Below are 17,966 nucleotides of genomic sequence, written 5' to 3'. Positions count from 1 at the left end.
TGTCCGGCAGGAGCGCCGGCGAGGCGAATGCCCTCGAGTGATGCTTTTCAGGAGAACCGCCGGAGTCTCGGCGGAGTTCCGAATTCCGTTGTCAGGATGATCACTTCGGCCTTCGAGACAGGTCGTGGACACGCTGAGTAGGCGGCTGTGATCATGCCGTGCGTCTCTTCCCTCTTGATGAGAAGGAGTACGGCGTGCACAGAACCACCGGCCGGTCCGGCGGACCGGCACGGCGCGGCCGGGCCCGCACCCTGGCCCTGCCCCTCGCGTTAGCCCTCCTCGCCCCCGCGGGGGCGGCCCTGTCGCTCGCCCCGACCGCCACGGCGGCGGGCGACGCCCCCGCCGCGCGGCGGACGACGGCGCCGGCGCCCGCCCAGGAGGAGGTGAACGCCCGGCTCACCGCCCAGGCCCAGGGGCGGCGGATCGAGGTCGTGGGGGCCCGCACCGAGAGCACCACCCTGTGGGCGAACCCCGACGGCACCATGTCGCTCGAGTCCTTCGCCGGCCCCGTTCGCTTCAAGGAGCGCGGGCGCTGGGTCGGGGTCGACCTGACGCTCGTGAGGGACGCGGACGGTTCCGTCCGCCCCAAGGCCCACCCGCGCGGGCTTCGCCTCGCCGGGCGCACCGGGGACACCGGGGGTGACCTGGCCGTCCTCGGGCGCGGCGCGCAGGAGCTGGCCCTCGGCTGGCAGGGCGCACTGCCCGCGCCCCGGCTGAGCGGTTCGAAGGCCACGTACGACGACGTCGTCCCCGGGGTCGACCTGGTCGTCGAGGCCACCCGCACCGGCTTCGAGCAGTACCTCGTCGTCGCCGACCGGCAGGCCGCGGCACGGGTGGCGGACCTGACCCTGCCGGTACGCACCAAGGGCCTGAAGACGCGTCAGGACGCGGACGACACGCTGACGCTGACCGACGGGCGCACCGGCGCCACCGTCGGGCGCGGGTCGACGCCGTACATGTGGGACGCCGGAGCGGGCGGCGCGAACGCGCCCGGCGCCCGCACCGCCCGGGTCGCTCTCGACGTGGCCCAGCGGCCGGTGGGCTTCGACCTGAGGGTCAGGGCGGACCGGGCGTTCCTCGCCGACCGGGCCACCCGCTACCCGGTCACCATCGACCCCGCCGTCTACTTCGGCACCGACTTCGACACCTACGTCCGCAACGGCGACACCGCCGACGCCTCCGCGGGCGTGGACCTGCGCGTCGGCCGGGAGTGGCAGAAGGGCGAGGCCCGCTCCTTCGTCAACTTCCCCCGCAACCCCGCCGTCACCGGGCAGGACGTCCTCAACGCGGAGCTCAACCTCTACGCGACCTGGTCCGACAACTGCGAACCGCGCTCCTGGGAGATCTGGGACACCGGCATCGCGTCGGCCGCCACCCGCTGGGGCAGCCAGCCGGCCTGGCGGACCAAGGTGAAGGCCTCGACGCAGACCTACGGCCACACCAACTGCGGCCCCCGCTGGATATCCGAGGACATCACGCCGCTGGTCAGGCAGTGGTCCAGGACCGCCAACAGCGTCGACACCGTAGGCCTCCGCGCGACCGACGAGAACGACACCACGGCGTTCAAGATCTTCGCCTCCGCGCAGACCGCCACGGCGCCGTCGATCCTCGTCACCTACGAGACGCCCCCGGACCCGGTCAAGGACCACGTCGTCTACTGGAACGACGTCCTCCAGGAGACCTTCCGGCAGGTCGGCGGCGCGCCCGGGCCGCTCGCCCGGGCGGGCGCCATGATGCACGGCGCGATCTACGACGCGGCCAACTCGGCCCGCTGCGCGGAAGGCACGCTCAAGTGCCTCGGCGAGCCCTACCTCGTGAAGGCGGCGGCCACCAACGGCGCGCTCCCCGACGTGAACAGCGCCATCGACCACGCGGCCTTCGACGTGCTGCGCTCGGTGTACCCGACGCTGAACTTCGACGACGAGATCGCCGCCGCCCGCTCCACCATCCCCGCCGCCGTGACCGACGCGCAGCGCGCCGCGGGCACCGAGGTCGGCCAGAAGGCCGCCGCCGCGATGATCGCCGCCCGGCAGAACGACGGCTCGGCGTCCGTCGCCCCGTACACCGGCTCCACCCAGCCGGGGTACTGGCGGCCCACCGGCACCGGTGACGGCGCCACCCCGCAGTGGGGCCTGGTCAGGCCCTTCGGCATGGCGACCGGCAGCCAGTTCCGCTCCACCGGGCCGGCCGGGTACGCGCAGATGAGCGCGCTGCTGCCGAGCCAGGCGTACGCCGACCAGGTCAACGACGTGAAGAGCCTCGGCGGCGCCGAGTCCACCACCCGCACCGCCGACCAGACCCAGGCGGCCCTGTTCTGGGCCAACGACCTCGACGGCACCTACAAGCCGCCGGGCCAGCTCTTCGACCACACCCAGATCCTGTCCCGCCAGCACGGCACGACGGTCTCCGGCAACGCCAAGCTGTTCGCGCTGACCGCCTTCGCCATGGCCGACGCGGCGGTCGTCGCCTGGGACCAGAAGTACCAGACGGACGTCGACCTGTGGCGGCCGGAGAGCGCCATCCGCCTCGACGGCGACGGCAACGCGGCCACCACCGCCGACCCCGCCTGGCAGCCGCTGTCCCAGGACCGCAACGGCGGGCACTTCTCCCCGCCCTTCCCGGCCTACGTCTCCGGCCACGCCACCTTCGCCGGTGCCTGGTCCAAGGCCACCCAGGCCTGGTTCGGCACCGACCAGATCACCTGGACCGCGACCACCGAGGACCCCAACGCCCTCGGCGTCACCCGCACCTTCACGTCGATCTCCGCGGCCGCGAACGAGAACGCCGTCGGCCGCGTCTGGCTCGGCGTCCACTACCGATGGGACGGCACGGACGGCAAGGCCGCGGGCGGCGACGCGGCGGCGTACACCGTCGCCAACCGGCTCAAGCCGAACACGGCCGCGAGCTGGACGGCGTACGAGACCCTGCACAACCTCGCCGGCTGCCAGGAGGTCGGCAAGCGCCTCGTCGCCGAGCACCGCTGGACCGCGTACCAGTGCACGCAGGTCCAGGCGCCCGAGCCCGACCACACGCTCTACGTCAAGTAGCCGCCCGATGAGGAGGAGAGACACCACCATGCGTGTGCGGAACCAGTCCGCCCGGGGCACCCGCCGGGTGACCCTCGCGCTCGTCGCCGCCTGCGCCCTCGGCGCCGCCGCGACCCCGCTGGCCCTCGCCGCCGCCTCCGCCGACCCGGCCCCTGCGGCCGCCGTCGCGGACGACCGGCTGCTGCCCACCCCCGAGGCGCCGCGCATCTCGAACGGCTCGTACGCCGGCTTCCAGTTCTGCGGCGGGCCGGCCGGCGACCCCGTCGTCACCACCGGCACACCGACCCTCGCCGCCACCCTGGAATCGGTCTCCCCGCCCGGCACCGTCGAGCCCGCCGAGCCGGGCCCGCGCCGCAAGGTGACCTTCGAGGTCGACACCGCCGCCGGCCAGGCCGTCCTGCACCGGCAGCTCACCAGCGACACCAGTCACGACGCCGCCCTCCAGCTGCCCGAGGGCACGCTGTCCGACGGCGCCTACCGCTGGCGCGTCCGTGTGAAGGACGGGAACACGGCCTCCGCCTGGACGGCCTGGTGCTCGTTCACGGTCGAGCGCCGCTGACCGGGTCTCCGACCGACCCGTGCCCCGGAGCGCGCTCCGCGCTCCGGGGCCGCGCCCACCACGACACGCCCACCACGACCCCCGCGGCCCCGTACGCCGCCGTCACCCCCGGCGTACCGGCGACCGGGCCGGCCAGATACGCCACCGCGCCCGCGAGGGCCACGCCGAGCCACTCCCAGCGCCCGTCGAGGGCGACGAGGGCGACCAGCAGCAGGGCGTACCAGGAGTAGCCGGGCGTCAGCAGCAGGAAGGCCGCGCCGAGCGTCGACAGGGCGCCCCGCCACGGGCGTTCGGGATCGCCGTGCCACCAGGCCGCCACCGACACCGCCGCCACCCCGAGCACCGCCGCGGGCAGCGCCCACGCGTCGGGCAGCACGAGCCGGAGCAGCGCGTACCGGCCGCCCGCGCTCGCGTCGTCATAGCCCTCCTCCCGCGCGTAGCCGCCCAGGTAACCGAGCACGGAGCCGTCGGAGAGGAGGACGTACGGCAGGTACGCCAGCGCCACGGTCGCCGCGGCCGACAGCGTCACGGCCGCGATCGCGCGCGGACGCCGGACACCGGACAGCGCACCCGGCAGGAGCAGGGCGGGCAGCAGCTTGGCGGCGACCGCCAGGCCGAGCAGCACCGCGCCCGTGACACGGCGGCGCCCGGCCACCAGGGCGAGCGCGCCGACCGACAACAGCACGGCGAGGACGTCGACATGGGCGTTGTCGACGGCCTCCACGGGCACCGCCGGGCACCAGGCCCAGAGCGCGGCCCGGCGCGGGTCCCCTCGCCGGCGCAGGACGCCGAGCAGCAGTCCGGTGACGGCCAGCGAGAGGACCGCCGCTCCCGCCTGAAGTCCCTTGTGGCGGACCCCGTCCGGTGACAGGGCGTGGACGAGGAGGAACCAGCCCTCCGCCACCGGCGGGTAGATCGTGTGGACGGCGGGCCGGTTGATGCGGGTGCACCGGCCGTCCCCGAGCGGCGCGAGGTCGGGGTCGGCCCGCGCGCAGTCCGCGGCGCCGGGGAAGAGCCACTCGTCCCGGAGCCCGGCGAGCGCCGGGTCCGCCGGCGAGCGGTCGTACGGCGACAGGCCGGCGGACTGGACCCGGCCGTCCCACGCGTACCGGTAGGAGTCCGTGCTCGTCCGCGGGGCCGCCACGAGTCCCGTGGCCGTCACGGCGACCGCTCCGGCGAGGACGAGCGGGACGACGTGCCGGCGGGGGACCCGGCGCAGGGTGACCACGGCCGCCGCGAACACCGCCCAGGCGCCCGCGTACCCGCCCAGGAAGCCGGGCCCCTCCGCGCCCGAGCCGAGCAGGAGGGTGAGCGAGGCCGTCAGGGCCGCGAGGAGCAGCACGGTGACGACGACGGGGAGCGGGCGGCGGCGGTCGCGGGTCATGGGCGCAGACTGTCAGCGCGGGCGGCGGGCGGGGCGGAGACCCGGCGGGACGTTCGGGATTCGTAAGGTGTCGGAGCCTCCGCCCGGCCGCTCGTGGCGGTGTCATGGACGGCATGACGTTCCGCATGCCCCGGCCGCCGCGCCCCGCCTTCCGGCCCCCGGCCGTCCGGCCGCCCGAGTTCACCGGGCGCCTCCACGACGCCCGGACGGCGACCGCCGTGGGCCGGTGGCTCGGCGCGGCCTTCGCCGTCTGTCTCGCGACCGGCCTCGTCAGCCACTACCTCCAACGCCCGCCGGACTGGCTCGCGGACCGGCTGCCCGCGCGCCCGGTGTGGGGCTACGCGTTCACCCAGGGCCTGCACGTCGCCACCGGACTCGCGGCGATCGTGCTGCTGCTGGTCAAGCTGTGGGCGGTGTACCCCCGGCTGTTCGGGTGGCCGCCGGTGCGGTCCGCGCGCCACGCGCTGGAGCGCCTCTCCGTCGCGCTGCTGGTGGCGTCGGCCGTCTTCGAGGTGCTCACCGGGCTGCTCAACATCGTCGAGTGGTATCCGTGGCCCTTCGCCTTCGTCCCCGTCCACTTCGCCGTCGCCTGGGTGGCGACCGGTTCGATCCTGCTGCACATCGCCGTCAAGGCCCCCGAGATCAGGGACCACTGGGGCCGACGTTCGGCCGGGACTCGCGCTCTGCCGGTCGAGGACGCCGTGGACCGCCGCTCGCTGCTCCTCGCCACGGGCGCGGCCGTCGGCGTGGTGACCCTGACCACCGTCGGACAGTCCTTCACCCCGCTCAAGGCACTCGACCTGCTCGCGCCACGGCACCCCGACCACGGCCCGCAGGGGCTTCCGGTGAACCGGACCGCGGTCGCGGCCGGGGTCTCGGCGAGCGGCCTGCGGGAGTGGCGGCTGGAGGTCCTCGGGCCCCGTGCGTACGCCCTCACGCTCGACGAACTGCGGAGGATGCCGTCGGCGACGGCGCGGCTGCCGATCGCGTGCGTCGAAGGCTGGAGCGTGGACGCCGACTGGACCGGGGTACGCGTCCGGGACCTGATGGCCCGGGCCGGCGGGCGGCCGGGCCGGCACGCCCTGCGGGTGACGTCGCTCGAAGTGAGCGGCGCCTACCGGGTGATGGAGATGGGCGCCGAGTACGCGGACGATCCCCTCACCCTCCTCGCCCTCGGGCTGAACGGCCGGCCGCTCACGCTCGACCACGGCTTCCCGGCCCGGATCATCGCCCCCAACCGGCCCGGGGTGCTCCAGACCAAGTGGGTCCACCGCCTGGAGGTGCTGTGAGAACGGCGAACACGCTCCGCCACGCCCTCGGCGGACTCGGCCTCGTGCTCATCGGCCTCGGCGGGTGGCTGGTCGCGGACCAGCCGGATCCGTGGGCGGTGCCGGTGTGGCTGGCCGGTGCGGTCGTGCTGCACGACGGGATCATCGCCCCGGCGGTGTTCGCCGTGGGCCTGCTCCTGGTGGGGCGACGGCAGCGCGGTGTCTGGCGCGGGGCGTTGCTCGTGGCGGGCAGCGTGGTGCTGGTGACGCTGCCGCTGCTCGTCCGGCCGGGGAGCCCGCCCAACCCGTCGGCGCTGCCGCTCCCTTACGGCAGGAATCTCACGATCGTGCTCGCGGCCGTGGCAGCGGCGGCGGGAGCGCTCGTCGCCGTGCGGCGCCTGCGGGCACGGCGGCCCCGTCAGGGGCGCGCCACCGCGGACGACTGAGGCACGAGCGACAGGAAGGAACGCCCCTCCAGGGCCCACTCCTCGCGGACGCCCCACCCCGCGTCCCGCGCGTGCGCGGCCAGGGCACGCGTGCCCACCCGTGCCCAGGGGAACGGTGCCCCCTGTCCGCCCCGGCCGTCGTCCACCCGTACCTCGCAGCACTCGTCGACGTCCACGGGCGCGCACTCGGCGATGACCCGTCCGGAGCGCGACACGACCTGCCTCAGCCGGCGCAGCAGGGCGGCGGGGTCGCCGCCGATCCCTATGTTGCCGTCGATCAGGAGCGCCGTGTCCCAGCGTCCCTCGGCGGGCAGCGGGTCGAAGACCGACCGGTGGAGCGCCGCCGCGCCGAGTCGCGCCGTGCGGGCGACCGCTTCCCGGCTGATGTCGATGCCCAGCGCGCGCCGGCCTTCCGCGGCGAGGGCCGCGACCAGCCGGCCCGGCCCGCAGCCGATGTCGAGGACCGTGCCGCGGCAGCGGTCGAGGACGGAGCGATCGGCGCGGTCCGGAGCTTCGCACCAGCGCTCCACCTCCAGGGGCAGCAGCCAGCCGTCGTGCCGGCGCAGGAAGAGCGGGCCCCTGCCGGTGCGCAGGGCGCAGGTGTACGGGTCCGCCGGCCATGTCGCCGTCGTCATCGGCCGACTCCAGCCGTCGTGGCGGTGACCCGCGCGTACCGGGCGGCGAAGCGGGTGCCCGGCGCCTCGGCCGCCACCCGGCGGGCGTCCGACGCGGTGTCCACGTCCACCAGGACCGGCAGGCGGCCGACGCGCAGCCCGGCATCCCGCAGCCGCGCCTGCTGCACGGCGCCGGTCTCGGGCGTCGACATCGGGACGCCGAGCAGAAGGGCAGGGTCGGGACGGGCGAGTCCCAGCGCCCAGAAGCCGCCGTCGGCGGCGGCGCCGAACCAGGCGTCGTACGTGTCCCAGCGCAGGGCGGGGGCCAGCAGGGCCGGGGTGACCTGGGGCGTGTCCATGCCGATCAGCAGGGCCGGTCCGGAGCAGGCGGCGAACGCGGCGGCCAGGCGGACGTCGAGTCCGCCGCCCACCTGGGGGACGACCTCGAAGCCCGGCGGAAGCCAGGGGCCCGGCCGCCCGTCGAGCACGAGGACGTGCCGGTCCGCCGGGACCCGCGTCGCGGCGGAGAGCGTGTCGGCGAGGGCCGCCTCGGCGAGGGCGGCGGCCTCCGCGGGGGTGAACGGGGGAGTGAGCCGGGTCTTCACCCGACCCGGCCGGGGCTCCTTGGCGACGACGAGGAGGGTGGTCACCGCGGACCACCGCCCGCCGGCGCCGGCTCGTCGAGCACCCTGCGCATGTCGTGCACCGCCTGCCAGGTGCCCCGCCAGGTGCCCGTGACCTTCGACCGGCCGGTCCGGGGCCGGTACGGCACGTCCACCTCCCGCACCCGCCAGCCCGCGTCGGCCGCCCGGACGACCATCTGGAGCGGGTAGCCGCTGCGCCGGTCCGAGAGGCCGAGGGCGAGCAGCGCCTCGCGGCGGGCGGCCCGCATCGGGCCGAGATCGTGGAGGCGCAGACCGGTGCGGCGGCGCAGCAGCCGGGACAGGGCGAGGTTCCCGGCCCGCGCGTGGGCCGGCCAGGCACCTCGGCCGGTGGGGCGGCGCCGGCCCAGCAGGAGATCGGCGGAACCGTCGGCCACCGCGCCGACGAGTCCCGGCAGGAGGCCCGGGTCGAGCGAGGCGTCACAGTCGCAGAAGCAGACGAACTCGGCGTCGGAGGCGAGCAGTCCGGCGTGGCAGGCGGCACCGAAGCCGCGCCGGGGCTCGTGCACCACCGTCGCACCGAGCTCCGCGGCGATGCCGGCGGAACCGTCGGCGGAGCCGTTGTCGACGACGATCGCCCGCCATCCGGGCGGGATACGGGACAGGACCCAGGGCAGGGCCTCGGCCTCGTCGAGACAGGGAAGGACCACATCTACGGTCATGAGTGTCACGCCCCTCACCGTAGGAACCAGGCGGCGGATCGGGAGCGTGGAACTCCTTACGAAACGCGGACGTCGGCCCCCGTACGCCCGGGTGGACCGCACCGCCCGGCGCGACGGATGGGAGGCTGTGCGGCATGAGCGAGCACAGCGCCCCGCGGCCACCGGCCCGGATCCTGGTGGTGGACGACGATCCCACCGTCGCCGAGGTCGTCACCGGATACCTCGACCGGTCGGGGTTCGCCGTGGAGCACGCGGCCGACGGCCCCGAGGCCCTGCTGCGGGCCGGCGAGCGCCGGCCGGACCTGGTGGTGCTCGACCTGATGCTGCCCGGACTTGACGGCCTCGAGGTCTGCCGCCGGCTGCGGGAGACCGGGCCCGTTCCGGTCATCATGCTCACCGCGCGCGGCGACGAGGAAGACCGGATCACCGGCCTGGAGGTGGGCGCGGACGACTACGTCACGAAGCCCTTCAGCCCGCGCGAGCTCGTCCTGCGCGTCGAGTCCGTGCTGCGCCGCAGCCGCGCCGCCGCCGGGCCGACGGCCGCGCCGGTGCTGCGCGCCGCCGGCCTCGCCGTCGACCCCGCCACCCGGAGGGCCACCCGTGAGGGACGTGAACTCGCCCTCACCCTCCGGGAGTTCGACCTCCTGGCGTACTTCCTGGAACACCCCGGCGCCGCACACACCCGGGAGCAGCTGATGCGCCGGGTGTGGGGCTGGGACTTCGGTGACCTGTCCACGGTCACGGTCCATGTCCGGCGCCTGCGCGCCAAGATCGAGGACGATCCGGCGCGGCCCCGGCTCATCCAGACCGTGTGGGGCGTCGGATACCGCTTCGATCCGCGGCAGGAGGGGGGAGCGGCATGAAGGACGTCCTGCTGATCGCGGCGTTCGCGCTCGCGGGGGCCGTGTCCGCCGGGCTCGCCGGAGCACTGGTGCTCCGGCTCGTACGGCGCCGCTCGGTCGCGGTCTCGCTGACCGTGGTCGCGGCCGTCACCGTGTCGGCGATGCTGGCCGGGACGCTCGCCGTCGCCCAGGCGATGTTCCTCTCCGCGCACGACCTGTGGGTGGTGACCGTCGTCGTGGCCATGGCGGCCCTCGTCTCCCTCGGCACCGCCCTCGTCCTGGGCCGCTGGGTGGTGGCCCGCAGCCGTGCCCTCACCCGCGCCGCGCGCGACTTCGGCGACGGCGGCAGCTTCTCCGCCCCGGACGGCGCGGCCACCGCCGAACTCGTCGCCCTCACCGAGGAACTGGCCGCCACCAGCGCCAGACTCGACGCCTCCCGCCGCCGTGAGCGCTCGCTGGAGGCCTCCCGGCGCGAGCTCGTCGCCTGGATCTCCCACGACCTGCGCACCCCGCTGGCCGGGCTGCGGGCCATGGCGGAGGCCCTGGAGGACGGCATGGCCGCCGACCCGGCCCGTTACCACCGGCAGATCCGCACCGAGGTCGAGCGCCTCACCGCCATGGTCACCGACCTCTTCGAACTCTCCCGCATCCACGCCGGCGCCCTGACCATCAGCCCGAGCCGGATGTCCGTGTACGACCTCGTGGGCGACGCCCTGAGCGGCGCCGACCCGCTCGCCCGCGAGCACGGCGTACGCCTGGTGGGGGAGGAGGTCGAAGCGATCCCCGTCGAGGTCGACGGCAAGGAGATGACCCGGGTCCTCGCGAACCTGCTGGTCAACGCCATCCGCCACACGCCGGCCGACGGCACCGTCGCGGTGGCGGCCGAACGCCGCGCCGACGCCGTCGTCCTGTCCGTCACCGACGGCTGCGGCGGCATTCCCGACGAGGACCTCACGCGCGTCTTCGACACCGGGTGGCGCGGCACCGAGGCCCGCACCCCGCCGGCCGGGGCGGGGCTCGGCCTCGCCATCGTCCGCGGCATCGTCGAGGCCCACGCGGGCCGCGCCGAGGTCCGCAACGTCCAGGGCGGCTGCCGCTTCGAGGTCACCCTGCCGGCGGCGGCGAGCTGACCCCCGACCTGAGAGCCGCCCCTTCCCTCGGGGCCACCCCTTTACCGCAGGGCCGCCGAAGCCCGCTGTTCCGCCCGGGCGAACTCCGCCATGCCTTCGGCGAAGCCGACCCCGGGTCGCCAGCCGAGCTCGCCGCGCAGCCGTGCCGAGTCGGCGGTGACGTGCCGGACGTCGCCGAGACGGTACTCGCCCGTGATCACCGGCCGAGGGCCCCCGCAGGCCCCGGCGAGCGCGGCGGCCATCTCGCCGACGGTGTGCGGTTCGCCGCTGCCGGTGTTGTACGTGCTGAGCGCGCCGGGCGGCAGCCCCTCGGCGGCCTCCAGAGCGAGCACGGCGGCCGCCGCCACGTCCCGCACGTGCACGAAGTCCCGCCGCTGCCCGCCGTCCTCGAACACGCGGGGCGCCTCGCCGCGGGCCAGCGCCGAGCGGAACAGCGAGGCCACGCCCGCGTACGGGGTGTCGCGGGGCATGCCCGGTCCGTAGACGTTGTGATAGCGCAGCGAGACCGCCGTGCCGCCCGCCGCCCGGGCCCACGCCGCGGCCAGGTGCTCCTGGGCGAGCTTGGTCGTGGCGTAGACGTTGCGGGGATCGACCGGGGCGTCCTCGGCGACGAGACCGGCGGTGAGCTCGGCGCCGCAGGCGGGACACAGCGGTTCGAAGCGGCCGGCGGCCAGGTCCTCGGGGCGGCGCGGGCCGGGCCGTACGACACCGTGCGCGGGGCACTCGTACCGCCCCTCCCCGTACACGACCATCGATCCGGCGAGGACGAACCGCCGGACGCCGAGGTCGGCCATGGCGGCGAGCAGCACGGCCGTGCCGAGGTCGTTGCAGCTCACGTACTCGGGGGCGTCGGCGAAGCCCTGGCCGAGGCCGACCATGGCGGCCTGGTGGCACACCGCGTCCACGCCGCGCAGAGCGGCCGCGACCGCCCCCGGGTCGCGGACGTCCGCGTGCCGGAACTCCACGGCCGGGACGACGGGAGTCGCACGGTGGGCGCTGGGCAGCAGGGCGTCGAGGACCACCGGCTCGTGCCCGGCGTCCGTGAGGGCGGTGACGATGTGCGAGCCGATGAACCCGGCTCCTCCTGTGACGAGAACACGCATGGGCGTGACGCTACGGACCGGCAGCCGTTCCCGGGGTCGCCCACACCGGGCCGTAAGACTTCCGTCATCCCGGCGGCTGCCGCGCCGGGCCCGCCGGTCAGGCCGTGCCGGCTTCCGTGCGGGTGGGGATGCGTCCGGCCGCTGCGAGCCGGGTCAGGCGCTCGTGTTCCCGGTCGGCCCAGCGCCGGACGCGGTCGGGCTCCAGCGGGGTGCCGTGCCCGACATGGAGGCGGGTCGGGTTCAGGGCGAGCATCTTGCGCAGGCTGGCGAGGTTGAGCAGCGGGTCGTCGTGGAAGGGAGGATTGGCCGGGCGACCCCGGACGAGACCGAAGAAGGAGTTGGCGATCAGGTCTCCGGCGACGAGGTCTCCGCGGTCGGTGAGGACGGAGACCGATCCGGCGGTGTGCCCGGGAGTGGGCATGATGCGTGCCCCGATCCCGAACTCGTCCAGGTCGGTCTCGCCGGTCACGAGTACGCCGGGTTCGAACGGCTCCACCTGCATGTGCAGGTTCTTGTTCCTGGCCATGAGACGGCCCATCGGGCCGGTGGGCAGATAGGGTTCGCGGACCCGGCCGGTGCGGTACGGACCGAGGTCGGCGACGTGTCCCGCCACCGGTGCCCCGGTCAGGCGGTGCAGTTCCGCGGCGGAGCCGAAGTGGTCGAGGTGGCCGTGGGTGACGACGATCAGCGACACGTCGGCCGGGTCCATGCCGTGGGCGGCGACCTGCTCGTAGATCCTTCGGCCGCTGCCGGGCGTCCCCGCGTCCACGAGGACGGGGCGGCGGCCCAGCAGCAGGTAGGCGTTGATGTGGTGCCGGCCCATGACCGGAATCGGCACGACCTTCGTTCGGGACACGGTTCTCTCCTGGGGCATGACGGTCTTCCGCCGCGCGGCGGTCCGCGGGCGGTGGGGGACGGGGGTACGGGGGCCGGGGCGCGGTCCGGGAGACGGGGCCCAGGTCCAGGCGTCGAACTCCCGTCGTTGCCCGGCGGGGGCAGGCGGGAGTTCGACGACAGCGCCTAGCGGAAGCGGCGCCGGTAGGCGGCGGGTGTGGTGCCGAGGCGGCGACGGAAGGAACGGTGCAGGCTCTCCACGGAGCCGAGGCCGCTGAGGGCGGCGATCTCCGGCAGGCCGTGGTCGCTGTCCTGGAGCAGCCGGCGGGCGGCCTCCAGGCGGACGGACTCGACGTAGGCGGCCGGGGTGGTGCCGGTGCGCCGCTGGAACAGCCGGGAGAAGTGGCGCACGCTCAGGTGCAGCCGCACGGCCAGCGCTTCGGCGGACAGGTCCTCGGTGGGGTGCTCACCGATCCACACGCGCAGCTCGTCGATCCGGTCGCCCGGTTCGGCCGGAAGCGCGAGCGGAACGCTGAACTGGCTCTGCCCGCCGGCCCGTTTGACGTACATGACCATCGTGCGGGCGGTGGCCAGGGCGAGTTCGGGTCCGTGGTCCTCGGTGACCATGGCCAGCGCCATGTCCATTCCCGAGGCGATGCCGGCGCAGGTCCACAGCCGGCCCTCCCGGATGAAGATCGGGTCCGGGTCGACGGTGACGCGCGGGTGGTCGGCGGCCAGCCGCGCCGCCGTCCGCCAGTGGGTGGTGGCGGTCAGGCCGTCCAGCAGGCCGGCGGCGGCCAGCAGATGCGCGCCCGAGCAGACGGAGCCCAGCCGGTGGGTCGCGGGGGCGGTCGCACGCAGCCAGTCGATGATCCCCTCGTCGAGGACCGGCTCCACCGCCTGGTCCTCCACCCGGACGGCGCCCGACACGAGGAGGGTGTCCACCTCACCGCCCACCTCGTCCAGCCGCAGGTCGGCCATCAGCCGGATCCCCCCGGCGGTGACCACCGGCCCGCCGTCCGCGGTCGCGACACGGACGGTGTAGCCGGGCCGGCCGGTGCCGGCGACCCGGGTGGCGACCGAGAACACCTCGGCCGGACCGGTGACGTTGAGCAGTTCGACCCCGTCGAAGGCGGCGACGACGACCCTGTGCGGTGGGAGCATGCGCCGATCTTTTCGCCTCGCGGCGAGGGCCGCAATGACCAGGTTCTGTCACATCCAGACATGGATGCGGGGACAGGCGCCGGACCGGGTTCCACGGCCGGTCCCGTCGCGTGGACCGTCAGGGCGGCAGGAGGGTGCCGAGGGGGCCGAGGTCGAGGTTGAGATCCTCCAGGGTGAGCCCGTAGTGGTCGCAGAGTTCCGCCATCCGGTCGTGGAGGAGCATCAGCGTGAGACCGAGCCTCTCCTCCTGCTCCTCGGTGAGGTCGCCCTGGTCCACGCGGTGCAGCGCCTGGCGTTCCATCAGCTGCCGCAGCAGTTCCACGATGGTCAGGACGAGGGCGACGAGATCCCGTTCCACGGTCTCGGGATCCGCCTGGAAACGGCGCATGGGCTGCCGCGGGCGGTGGTCGACGCCCGACAGGTCGTCCGCGCGCGCCGGCAGCAGCGCGAAGGCGCGGCGTGCGGCGTCGACGACCTCACGGCGCCGGTCGGCCCGGGCGTCGTCGGGGCGGTCGGCGGGGGCGGGCCGGTCAGGGGGCCCGGTCCGGTCAGCGGGGCCGGTCATCAGGGGGCCTCTCCTGGCGGTGCTCGGTACCGGGCACGAGGCCCGTGAGGGCCCACCGGTCGTCCTCCTGGACGGCGAGGATGACGGCCCGCAGCGAGATCCGCACCAGGTCGATGTCCGCGATCGACAGCACCAGGTCGCCGGTCAGGACGACACCCCCGCTCAGCAGGCGGTCCAGCAGGTCGATGAGGGCCACGTGCCGCTGTGCGAGCGCCTTCTCGTCGTGCGTGGTCACGGCCGGCGCACCTCGTCCTCGTCCGGTGTCTCCGGCTCGCCGAGCACGGCGAACGAGTAGGGCGCCCAGGGTCCGGTGATCTCGATCCGTACGCCCGGCAGGTCGCGGGTCGCGTCCCGCACGCGCGCGCAGAACTCGTCGGAGCGGTCGGCCGGCACGAGATAGGAGTCGTTGGCGACGTTCTCGCCGGCGCCGACGGCCAGTTGACCCTGCTGCGGGCGGTGGCGCGCCAGTTCCACGGCGATCCCGCCGGCACCCGCCTCGATCCTGCGCACCGCCTCGGTCGCGGCCGACCAGGCGGCCCCCCGCTCGTCACGCTGCTGCCGGCGCCGGCGCAGATAGGCGCGCCCGGGATCGGGGGAGTCACCGTCCACACCCTGCGCGGCGGCGGGGCCGCGGGCGGTCTCGGCGGTCTCCGCGTAGACCTTCACGCCCCACTCCACGTGCTCGGCGAAGCGGTCCAGCATACGGAGGAAGGTCGGCGCCCCCCGGCGCAGCACCTCGCGCACCCGGTCGTCGTCCACGTAGACGGTGGCGAGCCGGAGCGGGAGCACGGTGGTGTGCGCGGCGAGGAACTCCACGACGCCGTGGTGCGCCCGGGCCACCCGCTCCAGCCAGGTCAGATCCTCCAGGTGGAGCTTCAGGGCCGCTTCGGAGAACTCGCTCTCCGGCACGGAACCGACCGCCGCCGCCACGCCCTCCGCGCTCACCAGCCGCACCGCTCCGGATGCCACGCCCCCGACCTCGCGCAGAGCCTCATCGGTGAGCGCCTCGGTAGGGCGCACGACGGCGTACGTGTAGCTCAGCTCTCCGGCCTCTCCAGCCATGACGTCAATCCCCGTGTCCTTCACCCTCGGTGTCGGCTCCGGTCTCGCCGCGGGTCTGGGTCTCGGTCCAGGTCTCGCTCTCGGGTCTAGGTCTCCTCCTCCCTGTCCAGGTCCGCGTCGCGGTCCTCGTCCTCGTCGCGGTCCTCGTCCTCGTCGACGTCCTCGTCCACGTCCACGTCCACGACCTCGTCCATGTCCGCGTCCTCGCCGACGTCCTCGCCCGTGTCCTCGTCGGGACGGGCGCGAGCCTTTCGTGTCCGCGTCCGCTCCGTCCGCTCCGCCTCCCGTCGCCGGGTTCTGCGTTCGGGCGCCGGACGGCGCTCGGCTTCCGGTTCGGGCGCCCGGCGCCGGCGGCGGGTCGAGCCCTCCGGCAGTTCGGAGGCGGGCCGCGAGCGCAGTGCCTGGATCTCGGCGCGCAGGCGCTCGTTCTCCTCCTCCAACTCCCGCCGGGGGTGGGCCCGTGAGGACAGTGCGGGATCGTTCTCCCACCAGTCGATGCCGATCTCCTTGGCCTTGTCGACCGAGGCGACGAGCAGCCGGAGTCTGATGGTCAGCAGCTCGATGTCGAGCAGGTTGATCCGGATGTCCCCGACGATGACGATGCCCTTGTCGAGCACGCGTTCAAGGATGTCGGCGAGGTTCGCGCTCTGCGTCTGTCCGTACGGGGTCAGTGAGCGCGCGGCCGAGGGGCCTGCGGGGTCCGATGCAGCCACGACGGAATCGACCTCGCTTCCTGGGCGTCAGCCCTTGCGGCTCCGACGGGCGCGGGACTCGTCCTCCGCGTCCTCGTCGTCGTCCGCTTCCTCGTCGTCGGTCTCGTCGTCGTACCGGTCCTCGGGCTCGTCCTCCTCCTCGTCGTACCGGTCCTCGGGCGCCTCGTCCTCCTCGTCCTCGTCGTACCGGCCTTCCGGCTCGCCCTCCCCTTCCTCGTCCTCCTCCTCGTCCTCTTCCTCGTCGTAGTCCTCCGGCTCGGCGGCCTCGTCCTCGGGCTGCTCCCCGGCCTCTTCCTCGTCCTCGTCCTCGTCCTCGTCCCGGTCCTCGTACGAGTCGTCCGATTCCTCACCGGCCTTGTACTCGTCCGGTTCCCTGTCCTCGGAGGCCTCCCCCTCCTCCTCGTCCGGGCCCGCGACGACCTTCCCCTCCCGGATCTCGCCGCGCCAGCTGCCGGTCGCCTCGCCCTTCATCATCACGAAGGTGCGGAACGCCTTGAGGTCGAGCCGGGCGCGTCGGCCCTGGGCCCGTACGAGACCGCCCGCCTTCTCGAAGAAGCCCTTGGGGTAGTACTCCATGACCAGCAGGACCTTGGTGAGGTTCTCGCCCAGCGGGTGGAAGGTGACCACGCCCCTGGTCGTGCCCTTGGCTCCCTCCGAGGTCCAGGCGATGCGCTCGTCGGGGACCTGTTCCGTGATCTTGCCGGTGAAGGCCCGGTTCGACTTGGCGACCTTCACCTGCCACTGGGTGGTCGTCTCGTCCTGCTGGTCGACGGAGACCACGCCCTTGGCGAACCGGCTGAACTCCTGGAACTGGGTCCACTGGTTGTACGCCTCTTCGACGGGGACGCCGACGTCGATGTCCTCGATGATCGTCAGGTTCTTCTGCCCCGAGTTCGAGGCCGAGGAACGGGGCTCGTCGGACCCGCCGGAGGTCACCTTGTCCATCAGGGCGTCCTTGGCGCCCGCGGCCGACTTCGTGAGGCTGGACGCCGCCGAGCTGAGGCCGGCCTTGCCGATGCCGCGGAGCAGGGCGGAAGGCCCGATGTGGGCCTCGCCGACCTTCTCGGCCGCGCCGCCGATACGGTCGCCGACGCCGGACAGCGCCTTGTCCAGGCGTGCCATGAGATAGGACTCGAACTCCTCCGCCAGGCGGTTGGCGCCAGGGTTGCGGTCGAGCATCTTCCGCGCGCCGGACTCGCCGGACGCGGTGTCCGTACCGCCCGTCGCCCGTCCTTCCGGTCCCTTCGTGTCAGTCATCGTCCCGCCTCCTGCCGCCTCCGGAACGGCTGCTCCCCGACCCGCCGGACGCGGACGTCCGCTGCGTCGAGCGCTTGGCCCCGGCCTCGGACTTCGCTCCGTCGGACCTCTTCGACTCCGACTTCTTCGCCCCCTCGGTCCTCTTCGCCCCCTCGGTCTTCTTCGTCGCGGCGCCGCCGCCACGGCTCGAGGAGGAGGTGCGCCGCGACCCGGCCTTGCCGGCCCCGCCCTCGCCGCCCTTCTCCGACGCCTCGTTACGGTCGTCGTCCGACGCGGATTCCTCGTCCCGCGGACGAGCGGTGCGCTCCTCCGTGTCCTCCTGCCCACCGCGAAGGCCCGCCGTCCGGTCGTGCAGGGTGTCGGCGAGGTGCCCGGCCTTGGCGTTGAGCACCGTCGTGGCGGCGGCCTTGCCCGCCGTCATGAGTTCGCCGCGCACCTGCTCGTTCACGTCGCTGAGGAAGGGCGAACGCGCGAGGGTCTTCCCCACCTGCGCGGGCTTCACCCGCGACCCGGCCAGCGCCATCGCCACCCCGAGGGCGAGCTTCCCCTTCTTCGTCCGTCCCAGCACATAACCGCCGATGAGAGCGGTACCGATCTTGGCCGTGTTCATGATGATGTTCTCTCCTCGGCCGGTCGTCTTCTGTTCCCGGACCG

At 74.4% G+C, this 17,966-nt stretch carries 19 protein-coding genes; 6 read left to right on the top strand and 13 right to left on the bottom strand.

Annotated features, from left to right (window positions below):
- The first annotated feature begins 194 nt into the window (after positions 1 to 194).
- Both ACIGXE_RS13510 and ACIGXE_RS13505 read left to right on the top strand, forming a co-directional pair.
- Positions 195 to 3,047 (top strand): DNRLRE domain-containing protein, encoded by a 2,853-nt coding sequence (locus ACIGXE_RS13510; RefSeq protein WP_399746673.1) that lies wholly within the window; start codon positions 195 to 197, stop codon positions 3,045 to 3,047.
- Between the two features lie 28 nt (positions 3,048 to 3,075).
- Positions 3,076 to 3,606, top strand: coding sequence for a hypothetical protein (locus ACIGXE_RS13505; RefSeq protein ID WP_399746671.1), 531 nt, complete (start codon positions 3,076 to 3,078; stop codon positions 3,604 to 3,606).
- Here the strand turns inward: ACIGXE_RS13505 and ACIGXE_RS13500 are convergent.
- Positions 3,587 to 4,990, bottom strand: a complete 1,404-nt coding sequence (locus ACIGXE_RS13500; protein ID WP_399746669.1) for a glycosyltransferase 87 family protein — start codon at positions 4,988 to 4,990, stop codon at positions 3,587 to 3,589. The two genes, ACIGXE_RS13505 and ACIGXE_RS13500, sit on opposite strands and share 20 nt — an antisense overlap.
- Positions 4,991 to 5,103: 113 nt before the next feature.
- Here ACIGXE_RS13500 and ACIGXE_RS13495 point away from each other — a divergent pair, with 113 nt between their 5' ends.
- Positions 5,104 to 6,279, top strand: coding sequence for a molybdopterin-dependent oxidoreductase (locus ACIGXE_RS13495; protein ID WP_399746666.1), 1,176 nt, complete (start codon positions 5,104 to 5,106; stop codon positions 6,277 to 6,279).
- A complete protein-coding gene (locus ACIGXE_RS13490; protein ID WP_399746664.1) occupies positions 6,276 to 6,704 on the top strand; it encodes a hypothetical protein in 429 nt (142 codons plus the stop codon). The genes ACIGXE_RS13495 and ACIGXE_RS13490 overlap by 4 nt, the downstream gene beginning before the upstream one ends.
- Here the strand turns inward: ACIGXE_RS13490 and ACIGXE_RS13485 are convergent.
- From ACIGXE_RS13485 to ACIGXE_RS13475, 3 genes are read right to left on the bottom strand one after another with little or no spacing between them, the layout of a single operon-like run.
- The gene (locus tag ACIGXE_RS13485; protein WP_399746662.1) at positions 6,677 to 7,339 is read right to left on the bottom strand and encodes a class I SAM-dependent methyltransferase; all 663 of its coding nucleotides are present in this window, start codon (positions 7,337 to 7,339) and stop codon (positions 6,677 to 6,679) included. The genes ACIGXE_RS13490 and ACIGXE_RS13485 overlap by 28 nt on opposite strands.
- Positions 7,336 to 7,968 carry a DUF2064 domain-containing protein gene (locus ACIGXE_RS13480; protein WP_399746660.1) on the bottom strand — a complete coding sequence of 211 codons (633 nt, stop codon included), beginning with the start codon at positions 7,966 to 7,968 and terminating at the stop codon, positions 7,336 to 7,338. Before ACIGXE_RS13480 ends, ACIGXE_RS13485 begins: the two co-directional genes overlap by 4 nt.
- On the bottom strand, positions 7,965 to 8,642 hold the full coding sequence (locus tag ACIGXE_RS13475) for a glycosyltransferase family 2 protein (protein WP_399747137.1): 678 nt from the start codon (positions 8,640 to 8,642) through the stop codon (positions 7,965 to 7,967). The genes ACIGXE_RS13480 and ACIGXE_RS13475 overlap by 4 nt, the downstream gene beginning before the upstream one ends.
- A 134-nt stretch (positions 8,643 to 8,776) precedes the next feature.
- On the opposite strand from ACIGXE_RS13475, the gene ACIGXE_RS13470 reads away from it, so the two are divergent.
- Both ACIGXE_RS13470 and ACIGXE_RS13465 read left to right on the top strand, forming a co-directional pair.
- Entirely contained in the window at positions 8,777 to 9,505 is a 729-nt protein-coding gene (locus tag ACIGXE_RS13470) for a response regulator transcription factor (protein WP_399746658.1), read from the top strand.
- Positions 9,502 to 10,614, top strand: coding sequence for a sensor histidine kinase (locus ACIGXE_RS13465; protein ID WP_399746656.1), 1,113 nt, complete (start codon positions 9,502 to 9,504; stop codon positions 10,612 to 10,614). The genes ACIGXE_RS13470 and ACIGXE_RS13465 overlap by 4 nt, the downstream gene beginning before the upstream one ends.
- A 41-nt stretch (positions 10,615 to 10,655) precedes the next feature.
- Here the strand turns inward: ACIGXE_RS13465 and ACIGXE_RS13460 are convergent, their stop codons facing one another.
- From ACIGXE_RS13460 to ACIGXE_RS13420, 9 genes are all read right to left on the bottom strand, one after another.
- Entirely contained in the window at positions 10,656 to 11,717 is a 1,062-nt protein-coding gene (locus ACIGXE_RS13460; RefSeq protein WP_399746654.1) for an NAD-dependent epimerase/dehydratase family protein, read from the bottom strand.
- 97 nt (positions 11,718 to 11,814) lie between these two features.
- Complete coding sequence (locus ACIGXE_RS13455) at positions 11,815 to 12,573, bottom strand: MBL fold metallo-hydrolase (protein WP_399746652.1); 759 nt, start codon at positions 12,571 to 12,573, stop codon at positions 11,815 to 11,817.
- A 164-nt stretch (positions 12,574 to 12,737) separates the two neighbouring features.
- A complete protein-coding gene (locus ACIGXE_RS13450) occupies positions 12,738 to 13,715 on the bottom strand; it encodes a GlxA family transcriptional regulator (protein ID WP_399746650.1) in 978 nt (325 codons plus the stop codon).
- A 118-nt stretch (positions 13,716 to 13,833) separates the two neighbouring features.
- Positions 13,834 to 14,280: a gas vesicle protein K gene (locus tag ACIGXE_RS13445; protein ID WP_399746648.1), complete on the bottom strand. Its 447-nt coding sequence runs from the start codon at positions 14,278 to 14,280 to the stop codon at positions 13,834 to 13,836.
- Entirely contained in the window at positions 14,264 to 14,515 is a 252-nt protein-coding gene (locus ACIGXE_RS13440) for a gas vesicle protein (RefSeq protein ID WP_399746646.1), read from the bottom strand. Before ACIGXE_RS13440 ends, ACIGXE_RS13445 begins: the two co-directional genes overlap by 17 nt.
- On the bottom strand, positions 14,512 to 15,342 hold the full coding sequence (locus tag ACIGXE_RS13435) for a GvpL/GvpF family gas vesicle protein (protein WP_399746644.1): 831 nt from the start codon (positions 15,340 to 15,342) through the stop codon (positions 14,512 to 14,514). The genes ACIGXE_RS13440 and ACIGXE_RS13435 overlap by 4 nt, the downstream gene beginning before the upstream one ends.
- An 86-nt stretch (positions 15,343 to 15,428) precedes the next feature.
- A complete protein-coding gene (locus ACIGXE_RS13430; protein ID WP_399746642.1) occupies positions 15,429 to 16,055 on the bottom strand; it encodes a gas vesicle protein in 627 nt (208 codons plus the stop codon).
- 27 nt (positions 16,056 to 16,082) lie between these two features.
- The gene (locus ACIGXE_RS13425; protein WP_399746640.1) at positions 16,083 to 17,312 is read right to left on the bottom strand and encodes an SRPBCC family protein; all 1,230 of its coding nucleotides are present in this window, start codon (positions 17,310 to 17,312) and stop codon (positions 16,083 to 16,085) included.
- Positions 17,305 to 17,922, bottom strand: coding sequence for a hypothetical protein (locus tag ACIGXE_RS13420; protein ID WP_399746638.1), 618 nt, complete (start codon positions 17,920 to 17,922; stop codon positions 17,305 to 17,307). The genes ACIGXE_RS13425 and ACIGXE_RS13420 overlap by 8 nt, the downstream gene beginning before the upstream one ends.
- Between the last annotated feature and the right edge of the window lie 44 nt (positions 17,923 to 17,966).

Source organism: Streptomyces sp. NPDC053431 (assembly GCF_044544925.1).
Classification (GTDB): Bacteria; Actinomycetota; Actinomycetes; order Streptomycetales; family Streptomycetaceae; genus Streptomyces.
This window is presented reverse-complemented; position numbering and strand designations above follow the sequence as displayed.

Bases quoted from the DNA above. Each gene is read 5' to 3' on its own strand.
- ACIGXE_RS13460 (WP_399746654.1), bottom strand. From the start codon at position 11,717: ATGCGTGTTCTCGTCACAGGAGGAGCCGGGTTCATCGGCTCGCACATC.
- ACIGXE_RS13465 (WP_399746656.1), top strand. From the start codon at position 9,502: ATGAAGGACGTCCTGCTGATCGCGGCGTTCGCGCTCGCGGGGGCCGTG.
- ACIGXE_RS13475 (WP_399747137.1), bottom strand. From the start codon at position 8,642: ATGACCGTAGATGTGGTCCTTCCCTGTCTCGACGAGGCCGAGGCCCTG.
- ACIGXE_RS13445 (WP_399746648.1), bottom strand. From the start codon at position 14,280: ATGACCGGCCCCGCTGACCGGACCGGGCCCCCTGACCGGCCCGCCCCC.
- ACIGXE_RS13470 (WP_399746658.1), top strand. From the start codon at position 8,777: ATGAGCGAGCACAGCGCCCCGCGGCCACCGGCCCGGATCCTGGTGGTG.
- ACIGXE_RS13500 (WP_399746669.1), bottom strand. From the start codon at position 4,990: ATGACCCGCGACCGCCGCCGCCCGCTCCCCGTCGTCGTCACCGTGCTG.
- ACIGXE_RS13495 (WP_399746666.1), top strand. From the start codon at position 5,104: ATGACGTTCCGCATGCCCCGGCCGCCGCGCCCCGCCTTCCGGCCCCCG.
- ACIGXE_RS13425 (WP_399746640.1), bottom strand. From the start codon at position 17,312: ATGACTGACACGAAGGGACCGGAAGGACGGGCGACGGGCGGTACGGAC.
- ACIGXE_RS13420 (WP_399746638.1), bottom strand. From the start codon at position 17,922: ATGAACACGGCCAAGATCGGTACCGCTCTCATCGGCGGTTATGTGCTG.
- ACIGXE_RS13450 (WP_399746650.1), bottom strand. From the start codon at position 13,715: ATGCTCCCACCGCACAGGGTCGTCGTCGCCGCCTTCGACGGGGTCGAA.
- ACIGXE_RS13505 (WP_399746671.1), top strand. From the start codon at position 3,076: ATGCGTGTGCGGAACCAGTCCGCCCGGGGCACCCGCCGGGTGACCCTC.
- ACIGXE_RS13435 (WP_399746644.1), bottom strand. From the start codon at position 15,342: ATGGCTGGAGAGGCCGGAGAGCTGAGCTACACGTACGCCGTCGTGCGC.
- ACIGXE_RS13485 (WP_399746662.1), bottom strand. From the start codon at position 7,339: ATGACGACGGCGACATGGCCGGCGGACCCGTACACCTGCGCCCTGCGC.